This window comes from Bradyrhizobium sp. SEMIA, assembly GCF_014844175.1.
GTDB classification, from domain to species: domain Bacteria; phylum Pseudomonadota; class Alphaproteobacteria; order Rhizobiales; family Xanthobacteraceae; genus Bradyrhizobium; species Bradyrhizobium arachidis.
In genome coordinates, this window is sequence record NZ_CP046601.1 from 9,077,548 (window position 1) to 9,092,448 (window position 14,901).

General features: G+C 61.3%; 13 protein-coding genes and 1 pseudogene. 6 read left to right on the forward strand and 8 right to left on the reverse strand.

Going from position 1 to position 14,901, the window contains the following annotated elements:
* The first annotated feature begins 614 nt into the window (after nt 1-614).
* Genes FOM02_RS43375 through FOM02_RS43390 form a run of 4 tightly spaced genes read left to right on the forward strand, consistent with a single transcriptional unit; the run spans nt 615 to nt 3,411 of the window.
* Nucleotides 615-1,574 (forward strand): DUF3618 domain-containing protein, encoded by a 960-nt coding sequence (locus FOM02_RS43375; protein ID WP_027561306.1) that lies wholly within the window; start codon nt 615-617, stop codon nt 1,572-1,574.
* 12 nt (nt 1,575-1,586) lie between these two features.
* Nucleotides 1,587-2,267 (forward strand): hypothetical protein, encoded by a 681-nt coding sequence (locus FOM02_RS43380; protein WP_265441111.1) that lies wholly within the window; start codon nt 1,587-1,589, stop codon nt 2,265-2,267.
* A complete protein-coding gene (locus FOM02_RS43385) occupies nt 2,264-2,680 on the forward strand; it encodes a phage holin family protein (RefSeq protein WP_265441112.1) in 417 nt (138 codons plus the stop codon). The genes FOM02_RS43380 and FOM02_RS43385 overlap by 4 nt, the downstream gene beginning before the upstream one ends.
* Nucleotides 2,677-3,411, forward strand: coding sequence for a hypothetical protein (locus FOM02_RS43390; RefSeq protein WP_265441113.1), 735 nt, complete (start codon nt 2,677-2,679; stop codon nt 3,409-3,411). The genes FOM02_RS43385 and FOM02_RS43390 overlap by 4 nt, the downstream gene beginning before the upstream one ends.
* Before the next feature lie 108 nt (nt 3,412-3,519).
* Here FOM02_RS43390 and FOM02_RS43395 read toward each other — a convergent pair whose 3' ends face one another.
* Nucleotides 3,520-3,783 (reverse strand): GlsB/YeaQ/YmgE family stress response membrane protein, encoded by a 264-nt coding sequence (locus FOM02_RS43395; RefSeq protein WP_197948269.1) that lies wholly within the window; start codon nt 3,781-3,783, stop codon nt 3,520-3,522.
* 41 nt (nt 3,784-3,824) lie between these two features.
* The gene (locus FOM02_RS43400; RefSeq protein ID WP_265441114.1) at nt 3,825-4,280 is read right to left on the reverse strand and encodes a YidB family protein; all 456 of its coding nucleotides are present in this window, start codon (nt 4,278-4,280) and stop codon (nt 3,825-3,827) included.
* A gap of 259 nt (nt 4,281-4,539) precedes the next feature.
* Here FOM02_RS43400 and FOM02_RS47020 point away from each other — a divergent pair, with 259 nt between their 5' ends.
* Nucleotides 4,540-4,743, forward strand: a complete 204-nt coding sequence (locus FOM02_RS47020; RefSeq protein ID WP_322597002.1) for a DUF2269 family protein — start codon at nt 4,540-4,542, stop codon at nt 4,741-4,743.
* Nucleotides 4,744-4,820: 77 nt separating this feature from the next.
* Here the strand turns inward: FOM02_RS47020 and FOM02_RS43410 are convergent, their stop codons facing one another.
* Entirely contained in the window at nt 4,821-6,164 is a 1,344-nt protein-coding gene (locus FOM02_RS43410) for a tyrosine-type recombinase/integrase (protein WP_265441115.1), read from the reverse strand.
* A gap of 798 nt (nt 6,165-6,962) precedes the next feature.
* Here FOM02_RS43410 and FOM02_RS43415 point away from each other — a divergent pair.
* Nucleotides 6,963-8,748 (forward strand): annotated as a pseudogene (locus FOM02_RS43415) (SDR family oxidoreductase).
* On the opposite strand, the gene FOM02_RS43420 reads toward FOM02_RS43415, so the two are convergent.
* The 5 genes from FOM02_RS43420 to FOM02_RS43440 all read right to left on the reverse strand — a co-directional run bounded on the left by FOM02_RS43420 (nt 8,733) and on the right by FOM02_RS43440 (nt 14,826).
* Nucleotides 8,733-11,045 carry a membrane-bound PQQ-dependent dehydrogenase, glucose/quinate/shikimate family gene (locus FOM02_RS43420; RefSeq protein WP_416207802.1) on the reverse strand — a complete coding sequence of 771 codons (2,313 nt, stop codon included), beginning with the start codon at nt 11,043-11,045 and terminating at the stop codon, nt 8,733-8,735. The pseudogene FOM02_RS43415 and the gene FOM02_RS43420 overlap by 16 nt on opposite strands.
* Before the next feature lie 83 nt (nt 11,046-11,128).
* Nucleotides 11,129-11,518 (reverse strand): c-type cytochrome, encoded by a 390-nt coding sequence (locus FOM02_RS43425; protein ID WP_265441117.1) that lies wholly within the window; start codon nt 11,516-11,518, stop codon nt 11,129-11,131.
* Nucleotides 11,519-11,538: 20 nt separating this feature from the next.
* Nucleotides 11,539-12,135, reverse strand: a complete 597-nt coding sequence (locus FOM02_RS43430; RefSeq protein WP_416207748.1) for a c-type cytochrome — start codon at nt 12,133-12,135, stop codon at nt 11,539-11,541.
* A gap of 23 nt (nt 12,136-12,158) precedes the next feature.
* Complete coding sequence (locus tag FOM02_RS43435) at nt 12,159-12,998, reverse strand: substrate-binding domain-containing protein (RefSeq protein WP_265441118.1); 840 nt, start codon at nt 12,996-12,998, stop codon at nt 12,159-12,161.
* Nucleotides 12,982-14,826, reverse strand: coding sequence for a methanol/ethanol family PQQ-dependent dehydrogenase (locus tag FOM02_RS43440; protein WP_265441119.1), 1,845 nt, complete (start codon nt 14,824-14,826; stop codon nt 12,982-12,984). Before FOM02_RS43440 ends, FOM02_RS43435 begins: the two co-directional genes overlap by 17 nt.
* Nucleotides 14,827-14,901 lie beyond the last annotated feature (75 nt).

Below are 14,901 nucleotides of genomic sequence, written 5' to 3' on the forward strand. Positions count from 1 at the left end.
ATGCTGAGACGGCTTCGTTTCAAAAATACAACTTTGGAAGAGCTGCTCGTGGCGGGGCAGCGTCTGCGGGAGCGGACAGGACTTTCGTCCGGCAGGGGCCGATTTGTCCGCCCAACGCGTCGAGCTAAGGCTGCTTCTCACCTGAGAGAATGGTTTGTCTCGCCGGGACGTTCACCGAAGTGAAGAGAGCGCCCCAGTTGGCGATCTTCCATTCCCTGTAAGCGAAGGGAAGAACGACGGTGATACATCCCCTGTGCGGTTGAAGGGAAAAATGAGCGCGAGAAGCGGCGGCTTCGCGTTCGAGATCAGTTACGAGAGCAACGCGGGCGCCGTTAGCCCCGCGATCAAGATCGGCGGATCACCATCTTTCAGCCGAGCAACCCTGCAGTCGGATGCTGGCCATCTAACCGACGTTCAGGCTCGAAACCGCACCGCAACATCCGTCGTAGCGGGTGGCTTCCGGGCCAGCATTTACGGTCGTCAATCGCCGCACTCCGTGCGCGCTGATCGCACTCCTTCTTATCGTGACGAGCAACCGCCAGGCCACGCGAGGAACAATTCAACAAAGCGTGAGTTCGTCACCAAATAGAGAAAGTAAGCAAGAGGATGAATCGATGACACGATCCGTGGAGGAGTTGAGGCGCGAGTCCGAGCGCAGCCGCGCGGAGTTGGCGGCGACGGTAAGCCAATTGAAGGATCAGATATCGGACACCGCCGACGACATCCGCCATAAAGTCTCGCCAGCGCACATTAAATCCGAAGTCACCGATTACGTCAGCCACAAGACCCAGAGCTGGCTGGACGGGCTGAAGCAACAGATCATGAACAATCCGATGCAGGCAGTGGCCGCGGGCGCTGCAGTGGGCGTTCCGTTGCTGCGTTTGATGCGGGGTACGCCGATGCCCCTTCTCATGATCGGCGCTGGGCTTGCCCTGACTTCGAAGACGGTGCGGGATCGCGCTGCCGATGCCGCCGATCCGATCATGGACAAAGCCGGTCGGATGCTTAAGGAGGCGACGAAAGGCGCGCGGGCCATGCAGGGCGATGCCAAGGAGACGCTATCCTCCGCCCAAAGCCGAACTGCTGGGATGGCTGGTGACCCGCAGGATAAGGCCCCTGGTCTCGCCGCTGATCTCCGGGCGAGCGCGGCGGGGGCCGTCGATTTGGCAAGTGAAAGGCTCAAGAGCGGTGTGGATGCAGCCAAAGATGCCGCTGCGAGCGCGCCTGATCAGGCGCGACAAGTCATTGGCGACAATGCTGCACTCATAGCAGGCCTGGGCGTCGCGATTGGCGCCATCATTGCTGCGGCTCTTCCTGAGACGAAGGCTGAGGCAAAGGTGATGGGACGCGCAAGCGACGGAGTGAAGCAGGCTGCGGGCGCGGCCGCGCAATCCGGATTCGAGGCAGCGAAAGACGCGGCCACATCGGCAGCCGATGCTGCGGCGCAGAAGGTCGCCGAGGCTGATCTTGGCAACCAAGCTAGTCGTATGACCCAGAACATGGCTGACACATTGAAAGAGGCTGCGGACGATGTGGTCAAAGCTGCCTTTAGCCCCTCTCAAAGCAACACTTGAAGGAAAACTATCATGAGCGATCTGGACCCGCACAACGTCACCCAATTTGGAAAGAGCCAGGACAAGGGCACCCCGAAGGATATGAAAGAACAGATTGGCGATACCGGCGCGGAGATAAAGCAACGCGCCGGCGATGCTTTCCAGGCATCGGCCGATCTCGCGCGCGACAAGTTTGGCGAGGCCGCGGATGCAGCAAAGGGGGTCGCGGAAGGAGCCGTGGACCAGATCCAGAGCCAGGCGCGCGAGCAGCAGCGATCCGGTGCAGATTTTGTCGAGCGCCTGGCCGGCAACATCCGTGAAGCCGGCAGAGCTTTTGAGACCGACGTACCATTCGCGGCACGTGGCATCGATTCCGCCGCCGACTATGTCGAGGGCGCCGCGCAGAAGATCCGGGAGGGGAGCTTCCGAGATCTCGTCGAAGGCGCAACCGATTTCGCCAAACGTCAGCCTGCCGCCTTTCTCGGGATATCGGTGCTTGCGGGCTTCGCCGCCGTCCGCTTTCTGAAGGCATCGGAAGGACGGTCCTCATCCCCAGGGCAGCGCGACTCGACGGACAGATCGTCGTCGGGAAGCGGTCAGCAGCCGGGCGGGACCGCGTTTTCGGCGGGACAACAAAGCTGGGCTCAGGAGTCGGTGCGGCGCGGTCCTAGTTCGCAACAAACCTCATCCACACAGGGCAGCAAAGCACCATGAGCATCGAGCGTGATATCAAAACCGGCCAGAGCGAGTTCAGGGCGATCTCGACGCTGCTCGGCGATGCCATGTCGCAGTTCGCCAAGCTCTTCCAGAACGAGATTGATCTGGCGAAGGCGGAGCTTGGCGACAAGCTTCAAAAGATCGGTGGGGCGCTGGGCCTGATCGTAGGTGGCGCCGTTCTGGTGATCCCGGCTATCGTCATGGCCCTGTTTGCCCTATCCGCGGCATTGATCTCCGCGGGATGGTCGCAGCCGCTGTCATATCTGACATCGGCGGTTATCGCCGCAGCCGTAGCCGGCGCGCTGGTCGCAATGGGCATCAACCGGCTTGATGCGCGTCATCTGGCCCCCCGGGAAACGATCGGCCAGCTCGAAAAGGATAAGGATACCGTGAAGGGAATGGTGCAATGAACAGCACAAGAACCAGCTTTATGGATAATTTGGTGACCGCCGCCCGGGAAAACCCGGTTGCCGCCGCGCTGATCGGAGGCGGAGCGCTCTGGTTGCTCGCCGGTGACCAGAAGCTGAAGACTGCGGCGCTTTCGGCTGTGGAGGCGGTCGCACCCGCCGCGGACATTGGGACAAGTGGTCTCAGATCGGCGGTATCCGCTGTCAAGCAGACCGTGGCGCCTCCGACCGCACCTGAAATGGAAGACGACAGTTCGCTAGGCGTCGGAGAAGCTCTTCGCGGCGCGAACGCCGCCGCTTCCGATGCGGTCTCGGGAGCTGCGGACAACGTCCGAGATCGTTTCGAGGAGGGCGTCGCCTTCGCGCAGCAGAAATTTAGCAACCTCGGCAACTCGCTTCACGATAGAGAAGCACTAAACAATGCGAAATCGTCACTCGCCGATCTACTCGAACGGCAACCCCTCGTGCTCGGGATCATGGGCATCGCCATCGGTGCGGCGGTTGCAGGCGCGTTTCGCGCGTCCGAGATCGAGAACAAGTATATTGGCGAAGTCAGCGACGATGTGAAGGCCGACCTGAATCGGCGCGCCGGCGCGGTCTCGCAAGCCGTGCGGGAAGCTTCGGACACGGTCGTCGCAGAAATCAACGACACTGGCGCGGAAATGGTGGACCGGGTTAAGCAAGCCGGCATGGAGGCCGCGACAGCTGCTCGTGCAGAGGTCAAGTCTCCTTAATCAGACAAATGAGGCGGGGCGCGCCGGTAATCGGCGGCGCGCCCTTTGCGTGTACTTGATCAAGCACGATTCGCTTCAAGAAAAAGGATCTTTGAAAAAAGCCGCTCTTCAAATCGCGCGCCGTTGCCGTCCGGCGAAGAGGCCATACACGAAGAGCACGATAATGGCGCCGACCACGGCGCCGATGAGTCCGGCACCCTCTCCGGGACGGTACCAGCCCAGGGCCTGGCCCAGATATGTGGCAACGAAGGCGCCAACGATCCCGAGGATGGTCGTAAGGATGAACCCGGAGGGTTCGTTGTCCCCCGGCATGATGAATTTTGCGATCACCCCCGCGATAAAGCCGATAATGATAGTCCAGATAATACTCATGCTTCGCTCCTCCTGCATAGATAACAGCGACAGTTCGAAGGTTATGAGGTGGGTAAACGCCCCTCAGGTGTGTACTTGTCGATTGCCTGGGGCAGCTCGCGCGACAACCTTCCGAGAATTTCCTCTTGAGAAAGCCCGGTCTCCTTCTCGAGTTTGTCTAACACGTCGGGGCCGATTGCTTCCCGCAGCTGCGGGGGCGATATCTCTTTGTTCGGCCCCGAACTGACCCAAGACCGAGCCTCGTCCCCGTGGCCGTTTTGATTAAATTTTTCCAGCAGCTCGCCAATTCCGCCCTGGAGCAGTCCGCCGACACCTGCCCCGCTCAGCATGCCCGTGAGGTTGCTGAGCAAGCCGCCAAGCGGCTGTTGGGCATTGGCGGGCTCGAGAGATCCAGAACCCGGGCCTTTGAGAAACTCCGCCAGCTTGTCCCGATTCTGATAACCCGCGATGGCGAGCAATCCGAGAAGTGCAGTCATGGACGGCATTCCGCGGCTCATTTTGTCACTCCGTAAAAGGTTAGACAGCTCGAACTCAGTCAGTCCGGTTCTGTTCCTGGCCCTGCCTTCTCGGTTTGCCGCATCCGGCGCAGGCCTGATAAAAGAGGGTGGATGAGCGGCAGCGAAAGATGCGTCAATCAGTCCCAGTGTCCATCGCACTCTACGTGGTGGTGACCGGCAGCCTTCTGGCTGCCTGTGGTGTGCATGCAAATACGAATGCGCGAACGTTGCCTTTCGCGCGATCGAGACGGACGCCAAGCTGCCTGCCGCATATTGCCGTCTCTTCCGCTCGTGGTTCGCATTCGGATTTCCGGCGTTCGCAGCCGTGCTGGCGATCTTCTGGCTGATGATCGCCCACCCAGCTACTCCATCGCCAAGGGAATACCCGTTCGACCAGGCGAGCCATGTGCCCGTGATCGGCTGCAGGATCACGGCATTTACCGTGAACAATCTCTCTACCTAAGGCGGCATCGATCGGCCGCAGCACGGTCCCGCCGTTACCGCGCGCTATCTAAGTGGGCAATAAATCTAGGCTGAGGCTCAGGTGACGAGACTGACGAGACGCAGGTCGGCTTTCGCGGGCATCGCAGACGCGGGCTCGCCGACGATCCGGCGCAATTCGGCCGCGACGCCATTCAGCACTGCGCGTTTCTCCTTCATCCGCTTCGAGTGATTGTAGACCTTGCCGGTAACGGTCGGTACGATCTGCTCCGCTTTCTTGCCCGCAGCATGATCGAGGCACTTCGCGATCCACACGTCGTCAAAGCCGAGATCGCCGGCCAACGTCGCTGCTGTCCGGCGAAGGTCATGCGGCGTGAATGGCTTGAGGCCGAGCAGTTCGCAGAGGCCGGCGGTCTTAGTTTTGTCCTTGTTCCTCTCGTGCTTAGTGCCGCGCAGCGCGTCCGCCATTGCCTTGCGGTGGATCGGCTGGCCCTTGTACATCGGGCTCTCGAACACAAACTGCTGACGGTCCGAGGCGAGCGCCTCCTTGATGATTTCGACGGCCAGATCAGACAGTGGCTGCTGGATCACCCGGCGCTTCTTAACCCGCTTGAGCGGGACGTCGAAGCGCGGGTATTCGCCATCGAGGTCAAATAGCTCGTCCCGGTGCGCACCGAGCAGTTCACGAGAGCGCAGCATGGTGACCAACTCGAACTTGAGCGCCAGCCGCGTCCGCCGGTCATAGGGGAGGTCGTTGCGGTCTAGCCCGTGCCAGAAGATCCTGATTTCATCCTCGGACAGAACCCGAGTACGAGGATGCTCAGCGTCCAGCTTGGGCAGGTTGACGCAGGGGCTGGCCGTCACGTAGTCGCGGCCCGCTTCTGCCGCCCCGTTGAACAGGCCCGAGGCCCCTTTACGCATATGGCGCGCGTTGCTGACCGAGGGCTTGCCGAACTTGCACCCGACGATATCGTTCGAGAGCGTGGCGATGTCGTGCTTGGTGACCTCCATGGCCAGCTTCTTGCCGAGGCGAGGGCGGATAAAGCGGTCAAGGTGGCTCGCCGTGTTCTCCCAGCTTTCCAGCCGAGGTCGCATCTCGCCGTCCGGCTTTTTGCCTGGCGTCTTCATCCGTTTGATGCGCTCGTCGATGATCTCGGCGACGGTCTTGCCGCGTTTCGCTTTTGCGGTCTTCTGGTCGTGGAAGGTCTCGGCAAGCGCGTTGCCGCCCATGGCCTTGAGGCCGTAGACCTTGCTGCGGGCGTCCTCGATCGTGAAGGTTTCCGGATTGTAGACGCCGAGCCAGCCGGTGCGCTGCTTGCCGGACTGCCTGTCGGTGAACTTGAAGGCGAAGGTGGCTAGGCCTGCCGCGGTGATGCTGACGTAGAGGCCAGGGCACTTGCGGTCGTAGAGCTTGGTCCGCTTGGGGACCCGCTTCTCGTACATCCGGTCGGTCAGAATGACGCTGCTGTTGTGGCCCCGCTTGCCGGCGCGGGAAGGGACAATGCTACTATCCATGTGGTTTCGGCTCCTAAGGCTCGGGACCAAAGGGCTCGGCTTTAGGGCTTTCAGTCTGTCGTGCGGACGCTGAAGGCTTAGGGCCGGGCCCTTATTTTGGTGAAGCCCGCTGAAACAGCCCATATCAGGTAGTGGAAAAGCACTTGTTTTAAATGGCTTTCTTAGTTTCGGCGTGTTTCACCGAATGCCAAAATAGAGACGTGTGGTCCTGACGCCCGGAGTTTGTGCGCCAAGTCTTGTGGTGATGCATGTGGCCCAACCGGGCTCGCGCACCAGTGATCCGCAAGGCGACGGGGGCAATAGTGTATCGCTCCCCAGGGAGATCACGACATAAGCCGTCAACGCACTGCGCAGGGAAGGCTGGATGTCCTGTCTTCACCTCTATGCCGTTGTGCAGCCTCTTGTAGCGCAATATTCGCACAGTGAACCGCGGGTGCCAGCCGGCACCCGGCCTTCCCTGCGCCCTCTTTGGCGACAGTGCAGAGCTCGGGCGCATTGCGTCGCGAGAACGCCAGTTCGTGTCGGATAATCGCGCGGTGTAAATTGATCGACGTTAATCATATTGATATGCAGGAACCGTTGTTCCCGCGCAAGCCCGCAGCCCCGGCACATCGCGAACGTGAGCGGTCAGGCGGCGCGCTGCGACCCACGTCGGCCTCTAAGGGCTTCCTCCTTGGAACGGGCATCAGTCCAGGGATTTGGAGCAGCAGCCTGATTGGAAACTTCATGAACAAGCCTGATGCCATGATTTCGAAGGCCCGCCTCACAAGGGTTACCGATGATATCTGGATGGCCGATGATCGACCGATAAACGCTGCTGGGTTGCAACTGCCGGTGCGCATGACGGTCATCAGGCTCTCCAACGGCGATCTCGTGTTGCACTCACCGGTGCGATATTCTTTGGCCCTTCGCGATGAAATGGGAAAATTGGGGTCAATCAAGTTCCTTTTGGCGCCGAATGTCGCGCACTGGATGTTCCTGCCTGCGTGGCAAAAGGAGTTGCCGCATGCCGTGACATACGCTGCGCGGGGCCTTGCGGCGCGGCGGCAGGTTCGAAAGGCCGGTGTTCGGATCGATCAGGAACTCGGCGACATTGTGCCCGACGCATGGACGGCGGAATTCGAAACCATCGCCGTCAATGCTCCGATGTTTTCCGAGGTCGAGATATTCGACAAACGCAGCCGCACGCTGATCCTCACGGATCTCGTCCAGAATCTGAACGCGAGCCACCTTCCGGCTCTGACCGAGGCTGTCGCAAATGTGCTGGGCATCACCAAGCCCGACGGACGAGCTCCGATTTACTTGCGGCTCCTGTCGCACCTCGGCGGCCGTTCGGTGCAGGCCGCAGCCGAGCGGCTTGTGGACCTTGCTCCCGAGCGTGTCATTTTCGCGCATGGCGATTGGTTCGCTACGGAGGGATCTGCCCGACTTCGACGATCCCTGCGCTGGATCCTTCCAATGGTAGACGCGGCGGCACCGACGCGGCCAAATGCCGGCAGACGCGTGGTCATCACTGGCGCATCCAGCGGAATTGGCCGAGCCGCGGCGCTTGCGTTCGCGCGCGAAGGCGCCAGCGTCACGCTGGCCGCGCGACGCGGTGAAGTTCTGGCGCGGCTTGCAGCCGAATGCGAGGCGCTCGGGGGGGCGGGCGTTGGCAGTCCCGACCGATGTCACTGACGCGCAGGCGGTAAAGATTCTAGCCTGGCAGGCAGAGGACACGTTCGGCGGCATCGATGTCTGGATCAACAATGCCGGCACGGGCGTGTTCGGGGCCTATCAGGACGCCGATCTGGCGCTTCATCGCCGCACGATCGAGGTAAACTTGCTGGGAACGATGCACGGTGCTTTCGCCGTGCTTCCGATCTTTTTGCGTCAAAAGCGCGGGATCCTGATCAACAACATTTCGCTAGGAGGCTGGGCGCCCACGCCGTTCGCCGCCGCCTACACGGCAAGCAAATTCGGCCTGCGCGGGTTCACCGCTAGCCTGCGTCAGGAGCTCGGTGCGCACCCCAACATTCATGTCTGCGGCGTGTTTCCGGCGATGGTTGACACGCCGGGCTTCGTGCACGGCGCGAACGTGTCCGGAAAGCAGCTCGATCCTGGTCCGATGCTGTATCAGTCCGAAGACGTCGCCCGGACATTTTTGAGTCTGGTTCAAGCACCTCGCGACGAGGTGGCCGTCGGCTGGCCGGCACGCGCCGGTCAGATGTCGTATGCGATCGCTCCGAAGCTGACGGAGGATCTGCTGGGACGAGCGTTTCGTTTCCTGCTGTCGCGCGCGCGACGCGCGCCGATCAACGAGGGTAGTCTGATCAACGTCTCGTCGGACGGTACTTCGGCGGATGGCGGTTGGCTGGCGAGGAAACAGCTTCCGCCGGCTGGCATCATCAGCGCGGGGCTTGTGATGGTCGGTATTGCTGCCTGTGTGGCATTGGCCGTGTCCGCGGCCCGCTCTCCGCGCAGGCCCAAAGTGAGAGCGCGCGGAGGTCGTCGCCGTCACGGCAATGCGTAGGCCCTAATGTAATCACCGAGTTTGGTACCGAACGAGCCGTGACCGCCATCGACCGTCACGACATACTGCTTGCCGCCGGACTCGTACGTCATCGGCGTCGACTGCCCGCCAGCGGGAAGCCGATCCTGCCAGAGCAGCTTGCCATCGTCGACGTCGAACGCCCTGATGTAGTTATCCATCGTTCCCGTGATGAAGAAGATGCCGCCAGCCGTCATCATTGGTCCGCCCAGCATGGGCACGCCGAGCTTGAAGGGGAGTGGAACAGGTGCCTGATCGCGGATCGTGCCGATGCGATGCTGCCAGACGACCTTGTTCGTCTTGAGGTCGATAGCTGCAACGGTTCCCCAGGGCGGCGCAAGGCAGGGGATGCCGAGCGGCGAAAGGAAAATGCCGAGATCGACGCCATAGGGTGCGCCGTACATCGGCTGCACGCCGAGTTCTGTGCCAGGCGGATGTGCTGCATTCGGCGCCGCGGGATTGTCTTTTCCGCGCGGCACGAGGCGGGAGATGAAGGGGATGGATTGCGGATTTGCGATTGCGATCTGCCGCCCTGCATCGACGGCGATGCCGCCCCACTCGAACATTCCGAAATCGCCGGGGAACACCAGCGTGCCTTGCTCCGATGGCGGCGTGAATGGCCCTTCGTAACGCAGGCGCTTGAACTTGATGCGGCAGGCGAGCTGGTCGAACATCGTACTGCCCCACATCTGCGTGCCGGTCAGCATGCCGCGCGGGCGGAAGCTCAATTCGGAGAAGGGTTGGGTCGGCGACAGCCGGTCGCCCGACGCAGGCCCCTGCGGCACCGGTTTCTCCGGCATCGGCACCAGCTGGTGCCCGTCGCGGCGGTCGAGCACGAAGATATCGCCGGTCTTGGCTGGAATGTAGATCGCGGGGATCACTCCCTGGCCGACCCGAAGATCGACCAGACTTGGCTGCGATGGCATGTCCATGTCCCAGAGATCGTGATGGACGTTCTGGAACGACCAGCGCAACTTGCCGGTGGCGATATCGAGCGCGACCAGCGCGGAATCGTAGCGCTCCTTGTCTGCCGAGCGGTCGCCGCCCCAGATGTCAGGAGAGCTTGAGCCGAGCGGGACGTAGACGAGGCCCAGATTTTCGTCGACCGCCGAGATGCTCCAGGAATTGGGCGAGCCAGCCGTAAAATGATGTGAAGCCGAAGGCATCTCGTTCGGGTCGGAATTGCCGGCATCGAATGCCCATATCAGGTGTCCAGAATAGATGTCGAAGCCACGAATCACGCCGGAAGGTACGCGGTCCGAGTAGTTGTCGATGACGGCTCCGCCGACGATCAGCATTTTGTCGGTCACGACTGGCGGGGAGGTTCCCTCATAAAACCCGAGCGTCGTCACCTCGCTACCCTGCTTGAGGTCGATTTGCCCGTGATCACCAAATCCTTCACAGGGTTTGCCGCTCTCGGCGTCCAGTGCGAACATGCGACCATCGTTTGTCGGCAGGAAAATCCGTGCCGGGCATTCGCTCGGGGCAGCAGCGCCGTCAGCGGTTTGCGCGCCGGATTTGGCAGCGTGATAGGCCACGCCGCGGCACGTCATATGCTGGAAGGCCTTGTTGTGTTGAACGTGCGGGTCGAACTTCCAGCGCAGTTTCCCCGTCGCGGCTTCGAGCGCAAACACGATTTGGTGCGGAGAGCAGGTGTAGAGGAGATCGCCGGCCTTGAGCGGCGTCGCCTGATTGGTGATCTCGTCCGGATCATCAGGTCCCTTGTGGTCACCGGTCCGAAACTCCCACACCGGCTTGAGGTCCTTCGCATTGTCTTTGGTGATCTGGTTCAACGAGGAATATCGGGTGCCGAAGCCGGTACCGCCATAGGCTGTCCAGTCCGCGCCCGCCGCAGGCCCGGCCGGCGTTGCAGCTGCTGATGTGTCGCTATCCGGCAGAACGCCTGCGATGGCGCGGCGGTCCTTGACGAGCGAAACGCCCAGAACAACTGCTGCAATGATGAGGACGAGGCCAAGAGCCGATCGCGCCGCTCGTAATCGCGGCATCAAGCGCGCTGAAACCAAGGGCAATAGCAGCCATACTCCGAGTGGCACGAGAATGTCACCGCGGGGTGCCAGTGACCAAAAATCCAGCCCGACCTCCCACATGGCCCACGCCATTGTGCCGAGCAGTAGTGCAGCATAAACCCAGAGCGCGGCAGCGCGGCGGTTCGCCAGCAGCCAGCCGATGACCAGAAGAGTGACTGCGGCAATCACATAATAAGGAGAGCCGCCCAGGGTGGTAAGCCAGACGCCGCCGAGAAACAGATACAGACCCATTATGGCGAGAACCACAATGGTAACGGCAAGCCAAGGCGTTTCGCGGAAGAGGGTGTTGAAAGGGATCATCGGAGGTTGCTCGGCTAGTTGAGCGTGTAGAGAAAAGCTGCAATATCGCGAGCGTCGTTCTGCGGGATGCCCATCCCCGGCATTGCATTGCCTGGCAACATCCGTTGCGGATCCTCGATCCAGTACGCCATGTTGTCGGGCGAATTTTGAATGAAGCCAGCAATGTAGGTCCGTGTTCCCACGCGTCGGAGCGGCGGACCGACGTTGCCGTCCGCACCCGCAATGCCCGGAATCTCATGACAGCTTCCGCACTGGTAATGCGCGATCAGCTTCGCCCCACGATGCGCGTCACCATCGAAATTGTCCGGTCCGGCGGCTTTGCTCTGCCCGCAGGCGCCAAGCCCTGACGCCATCAAAGAGGCGATCACCACGCGAATGACGGGACTGGCAGGGTTGTGGCCCATGAACTGCTCCGATCGCTTGATCAGGGTTTCTGGCCGAAACCGAACGTCTTGGTTGCCGACCACGGATCGGTCGTTGAGACCTGCTCGCTTGGGACCTGCTCGACCTCTGGTGAGAGCGGGTTTGCCGAGAACGTGCGACCCCATTGATGGCTCGGCTCGTTGCCGATCTTGCCGATATAGGTCACGAGGTCCCAGATCACGCTGTCCGGCAGCACGCCGCCCCAAGCGGGCATCCCATTCGGCCGGCCCTGATAGATCGAGAGATAGATATTTTCAGGCTGCGCGCCATAAGTGAACGTGCTGTTGCTCAGCGCCGGGCCCATGCCGCCGCCGCCGTTAGCCGCATGGCAGCCGATGCAGTTGAAATTGACGAAGTAGGTCATTCCGCGCTGCTCCGCATTCGGGTCGCCCTGCGAAGGATTTTTGATTTGCGGCGGATTTGGCTGCGCGCCGGGAAAGAGATGGGTGACCGGGACCTGCATGAACACGCCCGGCCTGCCGTTGCCGACGCTCTCGCCGAAGTTCGGGCGCGCCGCCACGGTCGGGACCTGTGCCTCCTGCGATTGCGGGAGGCTTTGCTGGGCGCCTGCAGGACCGCTTACGGCGATCAGCAGCAATACGGAGGTGGCAATCGCACGCATCACTGATGTCCTCCGGAAGCGGTTGCCGGGAGTTCGACGAGGGGCACGCCGTAACTGCGAAGCAGCGAGATGATGTCGGACCGATGCTCATCGATGAAGGAGTTCAATCGGTCACGCAGGGCGTGGTCGCCCTTGCGCACGCCCATCGCGATGGCGAACTGGAATTGCTGGGGCGCGAAGCGTTCGCCGTCCTGCACTGGGGTGACCGTGAGAGGCACTGGCGAATGCTGAGCGAAGTAGCCGCCCAGCGGCCCCCATGCGGCGGCGACGTCGATTTCGCCGTGCTCGACTGCCTCGATCAAGCGTGCGGGCGGGTCAGCTTGGCGGTAATCGCCATAGATTGAGTAGCCTCGGACGTTGTCCACGATGCCTTGCTCACCAAGCGCCTCTGCCGGTGGTGGATTATTGCCGTCGTCGCCGACGAGATGTACGCCGATGACAAGATGATGCAGGCGCGGGTCAAGCAGGGAGGACAGATCGAGATTCTGATCCTGCCGGGTAACGAAGACATAGGTGGAGCGATAATACGGCTTGGTGGTCTCCACCAGATCGTAGCCGGCAGGCACGCCCATCACGACGTCGCACTTTTCGGCCCTCAGGGTGTTGCGGACAAATCCACGGCGCTGTACCCACCAAGTGTAGACGACCTGCTTTCTAAAGGACTGCGCGATCATCGTCGCGAGCTTGTTTTCGAACCCTGCTTCCGCGCTGTTGGAAAACGGCAGATTGTTCGGATCAGCGCAAACGCGAAGTTCGCCATCTGGCGCCGCGATTGCGGGAGAAGCGAGCCCGATCAGACAGCCAAGGGTGATGGCGGCACAATCACTGCGCAGGCGCATGACCGTTATCCTGACCAGTGGCGCCAAGCCTGAACACCAGCAGTTCGCTGCCGCCGGTGGTGTAGAACGGCAGGTCCTGCGTCGCACCTGTAAAGCCGAGTGCGCCATTGCGCACGCGTGGATCGACCTCCGCGTTGGCCACCACACCGGGCCAGCCGCCCACACCCGACAGGATCGCGATGTATTGTTGTCCGTCCGAGCCGCGGTAGGAGATCGGCTGGCCGATGAAGCCGGAGCCGGCACGGAATTGCCAGAGCACGTGCCCATTCTTTGCATCCACCGCCTTGAACAGACGATCCATGGTTCCGTAGAACGCGACATCGCCGGCCGTTACGAGTGCCCCGCTCCAGACTGGAAGCTTTTCGTGGATTTCCCAGATCTTCTTCCGCGCGATCGGATCCCACGCCATGAACTCGCCGCGATAACCGCCGGGGCCGGCATACATGTCGACGTCGGCGCCGACATAGGGCGTTCCGGCGATGTAACCGACCTGATAGGCCTTGAAGTTCATGCAGAGATGCTGATGCGGCACGTAAAGCAGCTTGGTGCGCGGCGACCACGCTGACGGCTGCCAGTCCTTGGCGCCGGGAGCGCTCGGACAGATATTTTCGATGGTCTTGCCGAGCAGCGTCGTTTTCTCTTCGTTCGGAATGATCTTTCCCGTCTTCAAGTCGACGCCCTTATAGGCATTGACGAAGTCGAACGCGTCCGCCGAGATCACTTCGCCGGTGGCGCGGTCGATGACATACATGTAGCCATTGCGCCCGGGATGGATCAGGACCTTGCGGAGCTTGCCTCCGAGCTCGAGGTCGACCAGCACATTCTCGTTAATCTCGTCATGGTCGAAGAGATCGTGCGGATTCACCTGGTAGGCCCATTTGGCGTAGCCTGTGTCCGGATCGCGGGCAAAAATGGTTGTGCTCCAGAGATTGTCGCCGCTGCGCTGGTTTGCATTCCAGGGACTTGGGTTGGCGGTACCGTAATAAATCAAGTTGAGATCGGGGTCGTAGGAGATCCATCCCCACATGGTGCCGCCGCCGACCTGCCAGCGATCGGCGGGCCAGCTCTTCACGCCGAGATCCTTGCCTTTGAGACTGTCGTAAAACGGCTTGAAGTCGTCGCCAATCAACACATCCGTGTCAGGACCCGTCGCATAGGCGCGCCAGGCGATCGCCCCGGTGTTTTCATCGAGCGCGGTGACCCAGCCGCGCACGCCAAGTTCGCCCCCGCTGTTCCCGATGAGAACTTTACCCCTCACAACGACGGGCGCCATTGTGATGGTCTCGCCCTTGTTGATCTCGCCAAGTTTCGTATGCCAGAGTTCCTTGCCCGTCTTGGCATCGATCGCGGCGGAATGGTTGTCGAGCGTGTTCAGGAAGATCTTGCCGTTGTCAAATGCGAGTCCGCGACTGACGACGTCACAACAAGCAACCCCTGCCGCTGCGGGCTCGGGCTTCGGTGCGTAGGACCATTTAATCTCGCCCGTGGTGGCATCCAGCGCAAAGACGCGATTGGGGTAGGGGCCAGCATAGGGGCCGACCACATACATCATGCCATCAATGATGAGCGGGGCGGCTTCCTGGCCGCGGTCGGCTCCGATCGAGAACGTCCACGCAAGCTGCAAATGCGCGGCGTTGCTCGCGTTGATCTGGTCAAGATCGCTGTAGCGCGTATTGGCGTAGTCGCGGGCAGCCATTGGCCATTGACCGGGGTCCTTCATCCTTGCGGCAAGATCGCTTTGGGCAAAGGCGGGTGATAGCAACACGCTGCAGGTGCAAAGCGCGCCAAACGCTCGGCGCAATCGCCGCCCGACGCGAGGGATTAACATAGGTGAATTCTCCACTGCGTTGGCTAGGCCGTGCTGCGTTGCAGGCCGCTTTGCGCACGTACAAACCTCGCGCCT

What these genes read in the sequence shown, in the direction of transcription:
- FOM02_RS43425 (WP_265441117.1), bottom strand. Translation starts at nt 11,518, where the DNA reads ATGGGCCACAACCCTGCCAGTCCCGTCATTCGCGTGGTGATCGCCTCT.
- FOM02_RS43390 (WP_265441113.1), top strand. Translation starts at nt 2,677, where the DNA reads ATGAACAGCACAAGAACCAGCTTTATGGATAATTTGGTGACCGCCGCC.
- FOM02_RS43420 (WP_416207802.1), bottom strand. Translation starts at nt 11,045, where the DNA reads ATGGGTCTGTATCTGTTTCTCGGCGGCGTCTGGCTTACCACCCTGGGC.
- FOM02_RS43395 (WP_197948269.1), bottom strand. Translation starts at nt 3,783, where the DNA reads ATGAGTATTATCTGGACTATCATTATCGGCTTTATCGCGGGGGTGATC.
- FOM02_RS43410 (WP_265441115.1), bottom strand. Translation starts at nt 6,164, where the DNA reads ATGTACGAGAAGCGGGTCCCCAAGCGGACCAAGCTCTACGACCGCAAG.
- FOM02_RS43380 (WP_265441111.1), top strand. Translation starts at nt 1,587, where the DNA reads ATGAGCGATCTGGACCCGCACAACGTCACCCAATTTGGAAAGAGCCAG.
- FOM02_RS43385 (WP_265441112.1), top strand. Translation starts at nt 2,264, where the DNA reads ATGAGCATCGAGCGTGATATCAAAACCGGCCAGAGCGAGTTCAGGGCG.
- FOM02_RS43435 (WP_265441118.1), bottom strand. Translation starts at nt 12,998, where the DNA reads ATGCGCCTGCGCAGTGATTGTGCCGCCATCACCCTTGGCTGTCTGATC.
- FOM02_RS43375 (WP_027561306.1), top strand. Translation starts at nt 615, where the DNA reads ATGACACGATCCGTGGAGGAGTTGAGGCGCGAGTCCGAGCGCAGCCGC.
- FOM02_RS43400 (WP_265441114.1), bottom strand. Translation starts at nt 4,280, where the DNA reads ATGAGCCGCGGAATGCCGTCCATGACTGCACTTCTCGGATTGCTCGCC.
- FOM02_RS43440 (WP_265441119.1), bottom strand. Translation starts at nt 14,826, where the DNA reads ATGTTAATCCCTCGCGTCGGGCGGCGATTGCGCCGAGCGTTTGGCGCG.